Here is a 17,931-nt window from a genome sequence, read left to right as displayed (position 1 = left end):
AGTTAAATGGCAACATATAATAAAAGAGGTTATAAATCACCAAAACCTGAAGTAGAAAAAGATCCTGCATTTGATACAACTGTAGAAGAAGTTAATGTAAATGAAAGTGAAAGCACAACTGCTGGCGTTTTTAATGCATTAGATGATACGGCTAACAAAACAGAAGAATGGGTAATTAGAAACCAAAAAGCAATTTTAGGTGTAATTTTGGCTGTTGCAATTGGTACTTTAGGGTATATTATGTACAATAAATTTATTGCTACACCAAAACAAGAAGAAGCATTTAGAGATATGAATCAAGCACAAATGTATTTTCAACAAGCTGTTGATGCTACAGAAAAACAAGATTCATTATTTAAATTATCTTTAAAAGGTGGTGAAGGTAAATTAGGTTTCGAAGGAATTATTTCTGAGTATTCAGGAACTAAAGCCGCTAACTTAGCAGAATATTATGCTGGTATGGCTTATTTAAATACAAAACAGTTTGATAAATCAATTGAGCATTTAGATAATTTTTCTACAAGTGATAAAGTTTTATCTGCTTTAGCAATTGGAGCAAAAGGTGATGCAAATGCAGAATTAAACAAAAACGAAGAAGCTTTAAAGTTATATGTTGAAGCTGCTAACGTTGATGATAATGATTTTGTAACGCCAAGATTTTTATTAAAAGCAGCTAACACAGCAATTCTTTTAAATAAAAATGACGAAGCTTTAGGTTACTTAAAAACAATCAAAGAAAAATACGAAACTTCTCAAGAAGGAAGTACAGTAGATATTTTAATTGCATCATTGGAAAAATAATGGCAACTGAAAATAAAAATTTATCTCAATACGATAAAAACACAATCCCAAACGCGAAAGATTTTCGGTTTGGGATTGTTGTTTCAGAATGGAACGAGAATGTTACGGAAGGTTTGTATAATGGTGTGTTTTCAGCCTTGACTGATTGTGGTGCTTTACCAGAAAATATTGATCGTTGGAATGTACCAGGAAGTTTTGAATTAATTTTTGGTGCTCGTCAAATGCACGAAAAATTTGAATTAGACGCTGTAATTGTTATTGGTTGTGTGATTAAAGGTGAAACCATGCATTTTGAGTTTGTTTGCGAAGGCGTAACTCAAGGTATGAAAGATTTGAATTTATTGTACGATATTCCAACTATCTTTTGTGTGTTAACGGATAATACGATGCAACAATCCATCGATAGAAGCGGAGGAAAGCACGGAAATAAAGGAATTGAAGCCGCAATTGCCGCTATTAAAATGATAGAATTAAATAAGAGGTTCTAAATAACTTTCTTAATAAAAATATAAAACTCTTCATCACTGGAGAGTTTTTTTTATATTTGATAAAAAGCAATTTTATGAATAACTCTATTTGGTTTTTCGATAATATCGATGTTTTTCAAATTCTGTGTCCACATAGTTTTAAAGAATTTGCTAAAGAACATAATTTCAGTTTCTTGAAAAAAAGTGACTTTGTTTATTTCGAGGAAGATGCCGCTAACAAAGTTTTTATGATTAATCATGGAAAAGTAAAAGTTGGCTATACTACGGAAGACGGCGAGGAAATTATTACCGCTATTTTAGTGAAAGGACAAATTTTTGGAGAAAAAGCCATTTTAGGAGAAGAAAAACGAAATGAATTCGCACAAGCTTTAGAGAATGACACTTCAATTTGTGTTATAAAGTTAGATGTGATGTATGAAATGCTTCGAAGAAATAACGAATTCAGCTTGAAAATTTATAAATTTATAGGTTACCGATTTAGAAAGCTAGAACGTCGTTTGCAAATTATGCTGTTTAAAGATGCGAAAACGAGATTGTTAGAATTCATAAAAGAACTAGGAGAGGAGTATGGTTTTGTAAATGCAATTACTGGCGATAAAGTGATTAAACATCCGTATACGCAAAAAGATATTGCGGCATTAATTGGTTTATCTCGACCAACTTTAAATGTTCTCATCAACGAATTACAAAACGAAAATGTTCTGACTTTTGAAAGAAAAGAAATTGTGTTGAGAAAGTAATTTTGTTACTAACTTTTCCTAATTTCTAATTTTCGTACCACAAAAACCAGATTTAAATTTCTTAAATTTGTGGCATAACTATAAAAAAACAAAACAGATTAATGTCTGGAATTATTCAATTATTACCTGATCATGTAGCCAATCAAATTGCGGCGGGAGAAGTCGTACAACGACCAGCTTCTGTAGTAAAAGAATTGGTTGAAAACGCTGTAGATGCCAAAGCCACCGAAATAAAATTAATCGTAAAAGACGCTGGAAAAACATTGATTCAAGTCATTGATAATGGCTTAGGAATGAATGTTACCGATGCGCGTTTGTGTTTTGAACGTCATGCTACTTCCAAAATTCGTCATGCAGAAGATTTATTTGCCTTGCATACAAAAGGGTTTCGTGGGGAAGCGTTAGCATCAATTGCTGCGGTTGCTCATGTAGAATTGAAAACCAAACAAGATCAAGAAGAATTAGGGATTCATATCATCATTGAAGGCAGTAAATTAGTCACTCAAGAAGTGGCGGTTTTACCTAAAGGCACTTCGTTTTTGGTTAAAAATTTATTTTTCAATATTCCCGCACGACGCAATTTTTTAAAATCAGATAATGTCGAATTAAAACACATTATTGACGAATTTGAACGTGTAGCTTTAGCACATCCGAATATTAGTTTTACAATGATTAGCAATGGAAGTGAAGTGTTTAACTTACCAAGTTCTAATTACCGTCAACGAATTGTAAATATTTTTGGAGGAAAAACGAATGAAAAATTAGTTCCCGTTGCAGAAGAAACCGAAATCTTAAAAATTAGCGGATTTGTAGGGAAACCTGAATTTGCAAAGAAAAACAGATCGGAACAATTCTTTTTGGTGAATAACAGATTTATAAGAAGTCCGTTTTTGCATCATGCGATTATGAATGCATACGATGGTTTGCTAAGAGACAACAATCAGCCTAGTTATTTTTTATATTTAGAAGTACCACCGCATACGATTGATATTAACATTCATCCAACCAAAACTGAAGTGAAGTTTGATGATGAACAAGCGTTGTATGCGATTTTACGTTCGACTGTGAAACATAGTTTAGGAATGTTCAATGTAGCTCCAGTTCTCGATTTTGATCGTGATGCGACTTTAGATGTACCTTACGATTATAAAGATAAAACGTCATCAACACCACTTATTCAAGTCGATAGTACATTTAATCCATTCGCAACGGAAACCGAAACCAAGAAATATTCTGGTTCTTCCGTTTCCTATTCGAAAAGTACACCAGCGCAACCGCATTGGGAAAGTTTATATACCGATTTAAGACAAGATACTTTAGATGTTTCAACAACTAATTTCGAAAATGAAGTAGTTGCAAGTAAGCTTTTTGATGAAACACAAGTAGAAAGTCAGACTTTAATGTACCAATTCAATAGAAAGTATATTATTAAAAGTATGAAATCTGGCTTGTTGGTCATTCATCAAAACAGAGCGCATCAAAGAATTTTATACGAACAATTTTTGACTAATATTACGGTGCATCAAGCGTCGAGTCAGCAATTGTTATTTCCTTTAGAACTTCAATTTTCTAGAGACGAAATGATGTATTTGAAAGAAATCCAGCCCAATTTAGAAGGAATAGGTTTTGCTTTCGAGAAAATGGGATTGGATGAGGTAATTATTTCAGGTTTACCAGCTCAAATTTCAGATACAGAAGTCAATTCGATTTTGCACGATTTAATTTATAACTTACAAGAAAATCTACCAGAAGATAGCTTCTCATTAAGTGATAGTATTTCTAAATTTATGGCGAAAAGTGTGGCTGTAAAATCGGGTAAATATTTAAACACCATAGAATTAGAGAATATTGTTAATGGCTTATTTGCGTGTAAAGACCCAAATGTTTCGCCATTTAACAAATCAATATTTATAACATTAACCTCAGAAGATTTAGATAAAAGATTTTAAGTATGTTCAACAATATGACACCGGTTGTAAAGCAACTATTAATAATAAATGTGCTTGTTTTTATTTTGAGTCAAGTGATGCCTCAAAATTATGATATGTTATCCTTGTACTATTTCGAAAGTGAAAAATTTAGATTTTGGCAGCCTTTTACACATATGTTTATGCACGCTAAAATGCCAAATTTCATGCATATTTTATTCAATATGTTTGCCTTGGTCTCTTTTGGTTCAGCTTTAGAACATTATTGGGGCGGTAAAAAGTTTTTATTCTTTTACGTAGCTTGCGGATTAGGTGCAGCTATGTTACATATGGGAGTGACTTATTATGAAATTCATCACGGAATTGACACAATAACAAATGGTGTTATTTCAAGTGCTGATATTTCGCAATTATTGAAAACGGATATTATTGATGGTGATAAAATTTACTTAAAACCAATGGTTGACGCTAATTCAGAAATATTTAGTAAAATTAAAGATCCAAGTTTTGATGGCCAAGCATTTTTAGATACGGTATCTAAAGCTTACATACCTGCTGTTGGTGCTTCCGGAGCTATTTATGGTTTGTTAGTAGCATTTGCAGTTATGTTCCCAATGGCAGAATTAATGATGATGTTTATTCCTGTACCAATTAAAGCGAAGTATTTTGTGCCAATTATCGTTGGATTAGATTTATTTTCTGGCGTTACGGGTTTCTCTATTTTTTCTGGTGGAGGAGGAATTGCTCATTTCGCTCATGTTGGTGGAGCTTTAACAGGTTTTATTTTAATGATGCTTTGGCGAAAAAATAAGTTTACACATACTAGGTGGAATTAAGTTTTAGAAGAGCCAAGTAAAAAGTAAAAAGAGCCAAGTAAAAAGTGAATAGAATCAAGTAAAAAATAAACATGAATATCATAAACGAAATCAAACAACAATACAAACTTGGAGATGTGCCTCAGAAATTAATTTTTATTAATATTTTAGTATTTCTTTTAAGTATTGTTTTCTTTTTTAAGTTTCGATTTGGGATTTTTGATTATCCGACTTGGTTGGCCTTGTCCTCGGATTATAAGGAAGCTATTTGGTTTCCGTGGACTTTATTAACGTATAGTTTTTTACATTCAAGTCCGTTTCACTTGCTTTTTAACTTGATTTTTTTATACTTTATAAGTTCGTTGTTTTACACCTATTTTAATACCAGACAATTCTTAACGGTTTACTTTTTTGGTAGTGTTTTTGCAGGTTTTGTCTACTTATTATATGGTTATTTATTTAATCATGTTAGTTTAATTGTTGGTGCAAGTGGTTCTGTAATGGCGATTTTTATTGCGGTTGCAGCTTATGCTCCAAATATGACTATAAAACTTCCATTTATTGGTTTTGTAAAAATTTGGCACATTGCAGTTTTTTACATTTTTGTAGATTTATTGTATTTGTTATCCGATAATACTGGAGGTCATGTAGCTCATTTATCTGGTAGTTTAGTAGGTTTTGTTTTTGCAATTTTGATGAAAAGAGGAATTGATATAAGTGCGATTTTTATTTTTAAGAAGAAAAAAAACACTACATTTAAAAAAGTTTATAAAAATAAACCAGAAAAAAAATACCAATCGGTTCGTGTTTCTGATGTGAATTTCACGCAAAGACAAATTGATGAAATACTAGAAAAAATCAGTAAATCTGGTTATGATAGTTTAACAAAAGAAGAAAAAGAATTTCTTTTTAAAGAAAATAAATAAGCGTGTTTAAAGGATTATCTTTCATTTCTAAAACGATGTTATTTTTTAATGTAGTTCTTGCAATTACTACATTGATGGCATATCTATTGCCGTTTTTAGCACCGAAATGGTTTCCTTTTTTAAGTGTTTTGACATTGTTTTTACCTTTCTTTTTAGTCTTAAACTTGTTGTTTTTTGTATATTGGTTAATTCAACTTAAGAAATATATTTTTGTTTCAGGTTTGGTGTTGTTATTAGGAATTACATTTATCAATAAATTTTATAATTTAAAACAAACAGAATTGCCAAAATCGGATAAAGATTTTACCATTATGAGTTATAATGTGCGTTTGTTTAATAAATTCAAATGGTATCAAAAAGCCAATATTCCCGCTCAAATTTCGCAATTTGTGGAAGATAAAAATCCAGATATTTTGTGTGTTCAAGAATATTCCGATTTAGAAAAAACAAAATTTTCAAATTACAAATACCAACAAATTTTCAAAGAAGGAAAAAATATAATTGTAGGAAATGCGATTTTCTCCAAATATAAAATCATAGATAAAGGTGTGATTAATTTTCCAAATTCTACTAATAATGCGGTTTATGCTGATATTATAAAAGATAAAGATACACTTCGAATTTATAGTATGCACTTGCAGTCGATAAAAATTAGTACCGATATTGAAGATGAGGAAATTCAGAAAATGAATGAATCGAAAACCAAATATATTTTTAGAAAAATTAGCGATGCGTTTACCAAACAACAAGAGCAAGCCTTGTTGTTAAAGGCTCATTACAGCGAATGTAAGTACAAAAAAATTATTTGTGGCGATATGAATAACAGTGCATTTTCTTTTGTGTACAGAACAATTAAAGGATCGATGCAAGACACTTTTGAGACTAGCGGTTCTGGATTTGGGAAAACGTATAATTTTAAATATTATCCAGCCCGAATTGATTATATTTTTGCAGATAAAACCATTCAAGTTAAAAGTTTTGAAACCCTAAATGATTTTTATAATAGTGATCATTTTCCTTTAATTTCTAGACTGGAGATTAAGTAATTTACTCTTTTAGGCCACGAATTCTCGAATTTAAAATTTTTTGTTAAATTATTATGCATCGACAAAGTCGATAATTATTCGAATTTTAATTTTTTATAAAAAGTTACTAATTCGAAAATTCGTGGCAAAAAAAACTAAATAATCATGTTTCTATATAATATCTAAATCATATTTATTCAAAAGTCCACTTAAATTATCATTGGAGAATTTCGTTTTAACTAATTTGTTGTTTTCTGGATGGATAGAAAAATGAATAGCAGTCGTAAAATCAGTTTTTTCTAAGTTAGTATTTTCGAAAATAGATTTCGATAAATCACAAGAATCAAATTTTACGGAAGTTAAGTTGCAACTTGAAAAATCAACATCTATAATTTTGGAATTACTGAATTTCGAATTTTTTAAATTCATTTTGAAAAACGAGCAGACTTGTAACACACAAGATTCAAAAAAAACTTCAAATAGAAAATCATTACAATATTCAAATTGCATTCCTAAAAGTGTGCATTCTTGAAAAAGCACTTCTTTGAATGAAGTAGTACTAATAATTGGTGATTCGAAGTTGCAATTGATGAATTCACAATTTATAAATACACTTTTTGAAAGCGTAGTTCTACTAAAGTTACAAGAATCAAAAATACAAGTATCATATTCACCCGTTTCAAAAGATTCGGTTGAATAATTAATTTTGTCGAAAGTGGAATCGATAATTAGTTTCATAACTATAAAAAAAAACTGCTTAAAAAGCAGTTTAACTATTAATTTTCTTCGTTTGTTTTTCGTTCTTTAATCCATTCGTTCAAACGTTTACCATATTTTGATTTGGCTACTTTAGGATCTAATGTTTTATTAATCGTGTCCAATAATTTTAAATTCGCATCAGGAATTTCGGTTAAAGCGATATAAGGAGAAGCTTCAGATTTCGGATTTACTAAAGCAAAATTAGCTGTATATAAATATTTACGAATCGTTAATTTATCACGTTTGTTATTAATTTCTTCCGTAATTGAAGGGTTTTTTGTAGCGTTATTTTTGATTTCTTTTTCCAATAAATCTAAATTCTCATCATTTAAATTTGATTTTATTTTTAAGTATTTTTCATATACTTTTTGATTTTCAGAACCAGAAATTTTGGCATTCGCATAAAATCCTTGTAAAGTAGTTTCAATTTTCATTTTACCTGGTTCAGCGAAAAAGTAAATGCTATTGTCAATAGATTCAGTTGTTCCACGATCTAAAGATAAATATAGCATTTGTGGTTCTTCAATTTGAAATTTGGTTTCAAAATCAGAATCACCAGAAATAATGATACTATCAATAATTACTAAATTAGTATCTTTAAGTTGTTGAATGTATAATTTACCTTGTTTTAAACCTTCCACATTTCCTGATAATTCCACATTTCCAGTTTTGTTATCCGATTTGCTACAAGCAAAAAGTAAAACTATAGTTGCTAATGCAATAAACTTTTTCATTTATTTATGTTTCCTATTAATGAATTGCAAAGAAAATAAAAAAATCCTCAAATTAATAGTAATTTGAGGATTTTATATTTAAAAGAGTTGAAAATTAATTAGCTTTTTAACCAAGCGTTTTTAACTGTTTCTTTTGATTTGTCAGTAGCTACGAATCCTGATTTTTCTTCTTTTGGTAAGTTGATTTTACCTTTTAAAACTAGGTCTTTCCCGTCTCTATTTACGGTTACAGTAATGGCGTCACCATCTTTCCAAGTTTCACTTGACGTAATTAAATCGTAAATATTGTCTAAGTTGTATTCTTTGTTGTTAAATGCTTTTAAAACATCGTTACCTTTAATTCCTAAACTTGTCATGAAAATGTTATTACTAACATCTTCTAAAGCTTTAATTTGTTTTGTGCTTTGGTCAACCGTAATTAATGGAATTCTTCCGTCTTTTAAAAATGGATTTCCAGAAGTTGCTGTTTTTGCTTTAGTAACTCCCATTTTTGCGAAATACTCATCATAAGGAATTGGCGTTTCACCAGCCACATATTTAGTTAAGAATTCTCCAATTTGTGGATAGGTAATTCTTGTGATAGTTGCGAATAAATCTTCATCATTAAACGGTTTGTTACTACCAAATTCGTTAGATAAATCTTGCATTAAACTTAAAATCCCTCTTTGTCCGTTACTTAATTCTCTCATTTGAATATCAATACACATCGCAATTAAAGCGCCTTTTTGATACACATTTAAGTATTGGTCTTTATAAGGTTGTTGCAAAACGTTTTTACTCATTTTTGTAAAACTCATTTTGTCATTCATGTTGTTTGCTTCTTCAATTTTTCCGGCCATTCTTTTGTAGAAATCTTCTTCAGAAATTAATCCTTGATTCACTTGGAATAAGTTAGCGAAATATTCTGTAATTCCTTCATACATCCATAAATGTTCAGACATTTGAGGTTTGTTGAAATCGAAATAATGAATTTCTCTTGAGTGCACACTTAAAGGTGTTACAATATGGAAAAATTCGTGAGAAATAACATCTTTTAATTGTTCTTTTAACGCTTCTAAAGGCATCATTTCTGGCATTACCATAGTGGTAGAAGTCATGTGTTCTAATGCGCCAAAACCTTTAGCGTCTTTAGCTTTCATGTCTGATAAATACAATAAAACTGTATATTTTTTGTTGGCATTAAATTTTCCTAGGAATTTTTTTTGCGCACGCATAAATTTTTCTGTTTCCTCCGTTAAATCAGCCGCTTTAAATTTGCCTGTTGGCGAATAAACACTAATTACAATGTCCATTCCTTCTACATTAAACTGCGTATAATCTGGTTTAGAATACATCATTGGATGATCCACCAATTCTGCATATCTTGTAGCATTGTAAACGTCAATTTCATTACTTGGATTGGTATCTACTAAAGAAGTTGCTCCCCATAAAGTTGCTGGGTGTTTTACTTCAACGGTATATGGAATTTCAGATTTCCCTTCAAAATAACCTACGAAACCATGAGTGTTTAACATGAAGTTTTCTCCTGCTTTGATATTAGTACCAGCTGGTGAGAAAATATCTTCGCTTTCGCCAAAACCTGCTCCACCTTCTGTATCGTATGTGTCATTTACATTATACGTTACTTTGGCTAATTTTGTTGCGTCATAAATCGTATATGAATTTTCATCCATTTTTGCAATTTTCAATGGATTTCCTTTGGCATCAAATGCTTTTACATTTTCTACAAATCTACCGTAGTTGTCTTCAGAATAGGTTCCTGGAACAATTTTAGGAATGTTGAAAGTGGTAGTTTCAGTGGTTATAGTTGGATTTGTAATTGTAACTTTTACTTTATCGTCGATTACATTTACCAAATCGATACTTACGGCAACATTGTTTTTTGTTGTATTTGTTGCAGAAGTAACGTTTGAAGTTTTACAACTCATTAAGAAAATTGCGCAACTTAGTGTGATTAATACTTTTTTCATTTTGACTTTTATATTTCGATTGATTATTGAACTAATTAGTGTGTCGTTATTTGAAATTGTTACAAAAAAAGTCCCGAAAATATTTTCGGGACTTTTTTAATCTAATTTATTTTTAAAATAGTATTTACTATCTAAGTCGTCAATGTCATCTTCTAGGCTATTTGGTTTAAACGTTTTTGGCTTTGGTTTTCCTGCAGCAGCTTTCTTTTTCCAAAGTTCAAAATTGTCTTTGGAAAGTTTTTTGCGCATAATTTCGGTAACTTCACTTTCCGTTAGGCCAAATTCTTCTTTGATTACTTCAAAAGGTTTTTTTTCCTCTTGAGCCATGCTGATTACGCGTTCTGTTTCTTCGTAACTTAGTTCAATCTTTTTACTTTTTCTCATTAGTGAAAAGCATAATTTATGGGTTATAATTTTTTAATATCAATTGATGGACCAATATTAATAAAAAAATATATTTTGTAGCAAAAAAATGTGTGTTTTTTTAAATAATTTTTCGAAAAGTCAGATTAATCCTAGAGTTTTTAGATTTTGATGCTTTCGGAATTTGATGTTTATAATGAATTTGAGCTCCTTTTTTCATGACTAATAAACTTCCATGTTGTAAAGTTATAGATTGTTTAGCCTCTTTATTTGTGTTATGTTTGATTTGAAAAACGCGTTCTTCACCTAAACTTAATGAAGCAATTATAGGATCTCGACCTAATTCTTTTTCATTATCTGCGTGCCAACCATTACTATCTTTTTCGTTCCGATATAAATTAAGTAACACAGTTGTGAAATTTTCATTTATAGTGTTTTCAATTTTCTCTTTAATGAAGGTCAAAGTACTGTTAAACGGATGTGGATGCATCACAATGTTAGAATAACCATAAGATTTTCCCTCGTTTCCATACAAAGAAGTTAGTCGTGGTTGCAAAATTTTCTTACCGAAAATGGTAATTTCATCATGTTGCCAAGGTGTTTCGTTTAGTAAAATTTCGAAAAATAAATCAGCTTTTTCTTTGGAGAAAAAATTCGGATAATAAATAAACTCGGCATCGGGTAAATTCAAATGTATGGGTTCTTCGTGAAATAAATTAAACATAAAAAAAGCGATGAAAGTTTCACCGCTAATTTATTTATTATTTGTTAGATTATGATTTATCTTGAAGTAAATTTTTATAAATAAAACCTGCAACAATCGCTCCTAAAATAGGTGCTGCCCAAAATAACCATACTTGTGAAAGTGGTTCTCCGCCAGTAAATACTGCTTGAGATAAAGAACGCGCTGGGTTTACAGAAGTATTAGTAATCGGAATACTAATTAAATGAATTAAGGTTAAGCCTAATCCAATGGCAATTCCAGCGAATTTTCCATTAGCCAATTTGTCTGTCGCGCCTAAAATGATCAATAAGAAAAATAGAGTAAGTACAAATTCAGCTGTAAAAGCAGCCGTCATGGAATAACCTTGAGGTGAAAAAGCATCAAAACCATTCGAAGCAAACGCACCAGCCTTAGTGTTATCAATTGCAAAACCATCTTTTCCAGATAAAATAAAGAATAAAGTTCCTGCAGCTGCAATAGCACCTACACATTGTGAAAGGATATATGGTAAAATGTCTTTGGCTTCAAATCTTCCGCCAGCCCATAATCCTAAAGTCACAGCTGGATTAAAATGGCCACCAGAAATATGACCAACAGCATAAGCCATGGTTAAAACTGTCAATCCAAATGCCAATGAAACACCTGCGAAACCAATGCCTAAATCGGGAATTCCGGCTGCAAATAAGGCGCTACCGCAACCTCCAAAAACAAGCCAATACGTTCCGAAAAATTCTGCTAATAATTTTCTCATAGTTAATAAGTTTAATTTTACAAAAATGTAAAATGGTTAGTAGTACTAAAATACTTAAAAAATAACCAGAATTAATTCTTTAATAGTAAACTTATTAACAAGAAAAATTAGATTTTCTTTTTAGAAAAGTTAATGTTCATGATTACAATGGCCAATATAATTAACAAAATACCAAACCATTGCCAGATTACAACTTCCTCTTTTAAAATTAAATAAGCCATCATTACTGAAACAGGTAATTCTAATGAAGCAACAATGCTTCCTAATCCTAATCCTGTTTTTGGGAATCCAGCATTTAGTAACATTGGTGGAATTATAGTTCCGAAAAGCGCTAAAAATAAGCCGTAATTTTTGAAAATTTCAAAATTTAAATTTCCAACTTGAGTAAATGCTGAAAATGCAAACACAATAACAGCACCACCTAAAAGCATATATAAACTTCTTTGTGCAGAGGAAATTCCTAATGCGACTTTGTTAGCTGTAAACATAGTTGTAGTGAAAGAAGCTGCGGCTAAAATTCCCCAGAAAATTCCTCTCCAATCTAATTTGATATTGAATTCGTATAATTTAGTGGCTAAGAAAGTACCAAAAAGCACAATAATTACTGAAACTATTTTTTGTGTAGAAGGTAATTTTTTATCTAAAAACCATTCTAATAAAACACCCATCCAAACCGTTTGCATTAATAAAACAATTGCAATAGAAACATCAACATATCGTACACATAAATAGTAAAATACACTTGTCATTCCTAATGAAGTACCAGCAATCATTAATTGAGTAATGTTTTTCGTACTGGCTTGAATTGCTTTTTCTTTGTTGTTGAATTTCTGGAATAAATTAATGATTAACACACCAATTATTCCATATATAAACTGTGATGATGTTACTTCAGCTGTTGTAAACCCATCTTTATAAGCCAATTTTACAAAAGTAGCTAACATTCCGTAGCTCGTTGCACCTAAGGCAACTAAAAAAACTCCTTTTAATATATCATTTCTCATCTTTCTCATTTTTTAAAAAGCCGACAAAGATATGATATTAAATGTTTTTTACATACTCAATATGTTCATAATAAAATAAATTAGTTATTTTTGTTTGTTCCTTAATACTTATTTGATATCATGTCAAAATCTAAAATAGAATCTAAAATAAATGAATTGTTAGCTTTAGCTCATGAAGTTAGAATTAATAATTTATCTAAAAGTATTGAACTTGGGGAACAAGCCTTACAAATAAGTAGACAAGAAAACCTTATAGCTTTAGTAGCTAAATGTTTAAGCCAGCTTTCTTTATACAGCATGATAACTGGTAAAATTGAAAAATCCACATCCTATTCAAATGAAGCGTTAATTTATTTCGAGTCTTTAGGTGATGAAATGGGAATTGCAAATGTAAAATATACCATTGCAGGGGTACATTATAAAACAAATAACTACCATTTAGGATTAATTTATTTTGTAGATGCCTTAAAAATTTATAAAAAATACGATGATTTTTTTAATCAATCTAGAGCAGAAAAATCTATTGGAACCATCTATGAGTATATTGGAGATGATGTTAATGCCTATAGCTTTTACAAAAGAGCCATAAAAAACGCAAAATTAATTAATGATAAGAACTTAGAATCAAATGTTTATAATAATTTATCAGGATTATTATTAAAAGCTAAAAGATTTAAGTTTGCTATGGATTTAATTGAAAAATCAATAGCACTTAAAATTGAATCAAATGATATAAGAGGTTCCGCTTTTGCATATTATGGAAAGGGTAAGGTGTATTTAAAATTGGACGATTTTGATAAAGCTTTTTATTACTTAACCCTAGCATTAGATATTCATGAAAAAATGGGAGATGTCATGGGGATTTCAATGGTTTGTAATAAATTAGGACAACTTTATTATAATTATAATGATTTTGACAAAGCACTTTTTTATGCAAATAAAGGATTGAGAATTGCAAAGTTTCAGAACATTACAATGATAAATATTAAGTTGTATAAATTGTTTTATCTTGTTAATAAAAAACTGAATAATTCCGCTTTAGCTTTAGAATATTTAGAACTTTTTGATGAAGAAAAGGCAGGCGTGTTAAATTCTCAAACTATAAATGTTATTGAAAATTATGACTTGCTTTTAAAAATGAAAAAATTAGAGCAAGATGCCCAGTTGGAGAAAGAACGTCAAGAAATTTTAAATAAAAAAAATGAAGACGAATTAAATGCCATGCGTTCTCGTCAGGATTTTTTATCTGTAATGAGCCATGAAATTAGAACGCCATTAAATGCCATAACAACTATTATTCCTTTATTAAACGAACAAGTTTCCGAAGAAGGCCAATCCTTAATTGAAAATTTAAAATTTGCTTCAAATAATTTAATTAATATAGTTAATGATGTTTTAAATTTTTCAAAATTAGATTCTGATAAAGAAAAATTATTATTTACGCCTGTTTCTATTCCAAAAACAACTGCCAATATTGTAAATATTTATAATAAAGTTGCTGTAGATAAAGGAATCTCCTTGTTACTGAATATTGATGTTGAGTTAAAAACTAATTATCTTTTAGACGAAACAAAATATACACAAGTACTGAATAATTTAATTAGTAATGCTATTAAATTTACAGATAGAGGTAGTGTGAAATTAAATATATCGAAAATTAAATCAGATGAAAAATTTGATTACCTTTTATTTGAAATTATTGATACAGGAGAAGGTATTAAACGGGGAAATTTGAAAGAAATATTTGTTAGTTTTTCACAAATTAAACCAGTTTTAACTAGAAAGCAAGGTGGTACGGGATTAGGTTTAGCTATTGTAAAAAAAATATTAGAATTATTAAATAGTGAAATTAAGGTGAAGAGTAAAATTGGTATGGGATCTACTTTTTACTTCAAATTAAAATTAGAAAGAACGGAGTTAATAATACCAAGCTCAGAGCAAGATTTTACTAAACTAATTAACAAAGAAGTGTTGTTAGTTGAAGATACAGCTATAAATGCCATGTTAATGAAAAAATTATTGCAAAAATGGGGCGTTTTAGTAGATCATGTAGAAAACGGAAAACTTGCAGTTGATGCTGTTAAGTTAAAAAAATATGATATTATTTTAATGGACATTCATATGCCCGAAATGAATGGATATGAAGCAACTAAAATAATAAAAACAACTGAAAATCTGAATGCTAAAACACCAATATTAGCCTTAACTGCAGATACTTTAACGGAAGCTGAACAAGATAATATTACCTATTTTAATGGGGTTCTTTGGAAACCTTTTGAAATTGATAAACTTTATAATGCCTTAAATAGAGAATTAATTTAGATTAAAATAATCCGGCCATTTTTTTGTTTTTTATACCGATTTGTGTTGGATTAAAATTAAGTTTAGATTCTAAAATTGAAGCATAAACACTTCTGAAATCTATTTCATGTTTTAAATCGCCATTATCTAAATCTGATAAATTTGGATTTTTACCTAAAACCTGGCCTTTGTTATTTCCACCAATTATAAACATAGGAGCTGCTGTTCCGTGATCTGTTCCGTTTCCGTTGTCTTTAACGCGTCTACCAAATTCTGAAAACACAACTATTGTTACATTTTGTAATACGTTGGCTTGTTTCAAATCAGAATAAAAACTAAAAACCGCATCATTTAATTCCGTTAATTTATTTTTATGAATAGCTAACTGGTTGTCGTGTGTGTCAAATCCATTCAAAGAAGTATAATATACTTTTGAGTTTAAATTTCCTTTTACTAATCTAGCAATCCATTCTAAATTTTTCCCTAAACCTGTTTTTGGATAAGTAATTTCTGATTTAGAATTTACCAAAGCTTTTTGAATTTCTGTCGCACCTTCAGATACGGAATTAGCAATTTTTCGAACAAAATCTAACTGCGGATTATTAGAAAGTTTTACGGTTTCTGTTTCTGCATTTGATTTGAATTTATTTGGATCTTTTACGGTAATGAAGTTCGGTTCTATTCCTTTTAAAGCCAAATTATCGATACTGTCTAAATTAATTCCTGCAATTGGATTGTGTTCTTTGCATTGTAAATCTAAATACCTTCCTAGCCAACCTTCATTCATATATTTGTTGGAATCTGAAGCCGTTTGCCAAATTTCCTGACTTCTAAAATGCGAACGATTCGGTTCAGGATAACCTACATTTTGAATGACAGATAAATGGCCGTTTTGTTGCATAGTAGCAAAGTCTTTCAAGGCTGGATGAAACGCCATTCCTTTGTATTTCCCAATAACACTATCTTTAGATATCGCTACTTTCGGTCGTAATGCATAATACAAATCATTATCAAATGGAATGAACGTATTTAAACCATCATTTCCTCCATTTAATTGAATAAAAACCACACATTGTTCACCAGTAAGTATTGAATTACTAGTTCCATACGCGTGTAAAAATTCAGGTAACACCAACAAACCGCCAGTGAAAGTTCCTGTTAACGATAAAAAATTTCTTCTGTTCATAGTCGTTAAATTAGTTGGTATTCTGGAGTTTTTGTAATGTAATTGAACAAACGTAAAACGGCTTTTTCTGCATTTTCATTCGACGCATCAAAATCGTATTTTAAGACTTGTTCCATATCTTTTTGTAGTTCTTCATTATTTTGGAATACCAATCGTTCTGTTAATTCGGAAATAATTTGTTTGTTGCTTCCTTTTTTAAAATCGATTCCCACTTTTATAGTTTTAATCATTTCTGAAGTGGCAATGTCATTTCCTCTTAGTACTTTTCGGTTTAGCATTCTTCCGTTACATAAAAAATCGGAGGCATTATGTCGTTGTAAAAATAATTGTGAAGTTAGCCAGTTATTGCCGCCATCCCAACCTTTTACATTGGGCTGATTGAATAAATCCATGCCTTGTTGCGTCAAAAATAACGCTAAAACTTCTGTATTGATTTCGGTTATTTTCAATTCATTAATCAATTGTAAAATATACACTAATGGATCTTTAATTTTACTTCCAGCAGTTTCTTTTGGATATTCTTCTGTGAAAATTTTCAGTAATAAAGGTTCTATTTCAAAATTCACTTTTCGGAAATAATCGCCATAATAAATTACTAGTTCTTCTTTCGGATTGTCGTAAATGAACCATTTTAGTATTTTTTTGGTAATTAAATACGGAATGGCTTTCTGTTCGAAAATAATATCGACTAAATCGTCCACTTTAAATTTACCAGTTTTCCCCAAATAAGTAATCGTATCGTTGTCTTCAAAAAATCTTCTGTATTGTGCTTCAGTTTCTCCTAATCCTAAACCGGCTAAAGCTTTGGCGCCATTTTTAATATCGTTTTCTGTGTAATTTCCAATTCCTAAAGTGAAAAGTTCCAATAATTCCCGACTTAAATTTTCATTGATTTTGTCTTTACGATTATCAACATTGTCTAAATAGCGAACCATGGCATTGGTTTTCAGAATTTTCTTGATTAATTCTTTATAATTTCCGAAAGCATTTTCTCTAAGGATTTGATTGTGTTGATATACCCAATAATTCACTTTTACTTTCTGAACCGTAGAAACAAAATGATTGTGCCAAAAACAAGTCATTTTTTCTCTTAATGGAAATTCGGAATCTATCATTTTATCTAACCACCAAGCTTTCATTTCTAAACTAGAAAGAAATTGTTTCTTTACAAGTTGTTTCTGTTCTTCAGAAGTGGCACCTTTTATTTGTTGTCTAATTTCTTTTAATTCAGCTAATGATTTTGGATCATCTTGCAAAAAGGAAGGCGTATTTTTTTCAAAAGAAGCTTTGATAGAATTTTTTATAAATACTTCAATTCCGCTTTTTTCTAATTGAAGCGCTTCTTTTCCAGAAAAGCCTAATCGTAACGACCAAAGATTTGAATTTCGCATAAGTTTCAGAATTTATATAAATTAG

Annotated in this window: 17 protein-coding genes; 8 read left to right on the top strand and 9 right to left on the bottom strand. The window is 30.1% G+C overall.

The features are described 5' to 3' along the window. The first annotated feature begins 6 nt into the window (after positions 1 to 6). The 7 genes from UEQ13_RS07300 (at position 7) to UEQ13_RS07270 (ending at position 6,744) form a co-directional block, all read left to right on the top strand. Complete coding sequence (locus UEQ13_RS07300; RefSeq protein ID WP_329805689.1) at positions 7 to 801, top strand: tetratricopeptide repeat protein; 795 nt, start codon at positions 7 to 9, stop codon at positions 799 to 801. Beyond that, positions 801 to 1,289 carry a 6,7-dimethyl-8-ribityllumazine synthase gene (gene ribH, locus UEQ13_RS07295; protein ID WP_166127356.1) on the top strand — a complete coding sequence of 163 codons (489 nt, stop codon included), beginning with the start codon at positions 801 to 803 and terminating at the stop codon, positions 1,287 to 1,289. Before UEQ13_RS07300 ends, ribH begins: the two co-directional genes overlap by 1 nt. A gap of 74 nt (positions 1,290 to 1,363) precedes the next feature. Then, complete coding sequence (locus tag UEQ13_RS07290) at positions 1,364 to 2,029, top strand: Crp/Fnr family transcriptional regulator (protein ID WP_329805688.1); 666 nt, start codon at positions 1,364 to 1,366, stop codon at positions 2,027 to 2,029. Between the two features lie 101 nt (positions 2,030 to 2,130). Further along, on the top strand, positions 2,131 to 3,978 hold the full coding sequence (mutL, locus tag UEQ13_RS07285) for a DNA mismatch repair endonuclease MutL (protein WP_329805686.1): 1,848 nt from the start codon (positions 2,131 to 2,133) through the stop codon (positions 3,976 to 3,978). 2 nt (positions 3,979 to 3,980) lie between these two features. Beyond that, positions 3,981 to 4,793 (top strand): rhomboid family intramembrane serine protease, encoded by an 813-nt coding sequence (locus UEQ13_RS07280; protein WP_329805685.1) that lies wholly within the window; start codon positions 3,981 to 3,983, stop codon positions 4,791 to 4,793. A 71-nt stretch (positions 4,794 to 4,864) separates the two neighbouring features. Further along, positions 4,865 to 5,698, top strand: a complete 834-nt coding sequence (locus UEQ13_RS07275; protein WP_329805684.1) for a rhomboid family intramembrane serine protease — start codon at positions 4,865 to 4,867, stop codon at positions 5,696 to 5,698. Positions 5,699 to 5,733: 35 nt separating this feature from the next. Continuing rightward, positions 5,734 to 6,744 (top strand): endonuclease/exonuclease/phosphatase family protein, encoded by a 1,011-nt coding sequence (locus UEQ13_RS07270; protein ID WP_329805795.1) that lies wholly within the window; start codon positions 5,734 to 5,736, stop codon positions 6,742 to 6,744. 150 nt (positions 6,745 to 6,894) lie between these two features. On the opposite strand, the gene UEQ13_RS07265 is transcribed toward UEQ13_RS07270, so the two are convergent. The 7 genes from UEQ13_RS07265 to UEQ13_RS07235 form a co-directional block, all read right to left on the bottom strand. After that, positions 6,895 to 7,461 (bottom strand): pentapeptide repeat-containing protein, encoded by a 567-nt coding sequence (locus UEQ13_RS07265; protein WP_329805683.1) that lies wholly within the window; start codon positions 7,459 to 7,461, stop codon positions 6,895 to 6,897. A gap of 38 nt (positions 7,462 to 7,499) precedes the next feature. Further along, positions 7,500 to 8,216, bottom strand: a complete 717-nt coding sequence (locus UEQ13_RS07260; RefSeq protein WP_329805682.1) for a DUF4369 domain-containing protein — start codon at positions 8,214 to 8,216, stop codon at positions 7,500 to 7,502. Between the two features lie 98 nt (positions 8,217 to 8,314). Continuing rightward, entirely contained in the window at positions 8,315 to 10,186 is a 1,872-nt protein-coding gene (locus UEQ13_RS07255; protein WP_329805681.1) for a M61 family metallopeptidase, read from the bottom strand. A gap of 96 nt (positions 10,187 to 10,282) precedes the next feature. Then, a complete protein-coding gene (locus UEQ13_RS07250; RefSeq protein WP_329805680.1) occupies positions 10,283 to 10,570 on the bottom strand; it encodes a DUF2805 domain-containing protein in 288 nt (95 codons plus the stop codon). A 100-nt stretch (positions 10,571 to 10,670) separates the two neighbouring features. Further along, positions 10,671 to 11,273, bottom strand: a complete 603-nt coding sequence (locus UEQ13_RS07245; protein ID WP_329805679.1) for an alpha-ketoglutarate-dependent dioxygenase AlkB family protein — start codon at positions 11,271 to 11,273, stop codon at positions 10,671 to 10,673. 49 nt (positions 11,274 to 11,322) lie between these two features. Then, positions 11,323 to 12,024 (bottom strand): aquaporin Z, encoded by a 702-nt coding sequence (gene aqpZ, locus UEQ13_RS07240; protein ID WP_329805678.1) that lies wholly within the window; start codon positions 12,022 to 12,024, stop codon positions 11,323 to 11,325. A gap of 107 nt (positions 12,025 to 12,131) precedes the next feature. Continuing rightward, positions 12,132 to 13,028, bottom strand: coding sequence for a DMT family transporter (locus tag UEQ13_RS07235; protein ID WP_329805677.1), 897 nt, complete (start codon positions 13,026 to 13,028; stop codon positions 12,132 to 12,134). A gap of 120 nt (positions 13,029 to 13,148) precedes the next feature. Between UEQ13_RS07235 and UEQ13_RS07230 the strand changes: the two genes are divergently transcribed. Beyond that, positions 13,149 to 15,350 (top strand): tetratricopeptide repeat-containing hybrid sensor histidine kinase/response regulator, encoded by a 2,202-nt coding sequence (locus UEQ13_RS07230; protein WP_329805676.1) that lies wholly within the window; start codon positions 13,149 to 13,151, stop codon positions 15,348 to 15,350. Position 15,351: 1 nt separating this feature from the next. On the opposite strand, the gene UEQ13_RS07225 is transcribed toward UEQ13_RS07230, so the two are convergent. Together UEQ13_RS07225 and UEQ13_RS07220 are read right to left on the bottom strand one after the other, a co-directional pair. Beyond that, positions 15,352 to 16,515 carry a DUF1501 domain-containing protein gene (locus tag UEQ13_RS07225; protein ID WP_329805674.1) on the bottom strand — a complete coding sequence of 388 codons (1,164 nt, stop codon included), beginning with the start codon at positions 16,513 to 16,515 and terminating at the stop codon, positions 15,352 to 15,354. A gap of 5 nt (positions 16,516 to 16,520) precedes the next feature. Further along, the gene (locus tag UEQ13_RS07220) at positions 16,521 to 17,906 is read right to left on the bottom strand and encodes a DUF1800 domain-containing protein (protein ID WP_329805673.1); all 1,386 of its coding nucleotides are present in this window, start codon (positions 17,904 to 17,906) and stop codon (positions 16,521 to 16,523) included. Between the last annotated feature and the right edge of the window lie 25 nt (positions 17,907 to 17,931).

This window comes from Flavobacterium facile, assembly GCF_036321945.1.
GTDB classification, from domain to species: domain Bacteria; phylum Bacteroidota; class Bacteroidia; order Flavobacteriales; family Flavobacteriaceae; genus Flavobacterium; species Flavobacterium facile.
The sequence above is the reverse complement of the archived record's forward strand: the minus strand, read 5'-3'. Positions and strand labels throughout refer to the sequence as shown.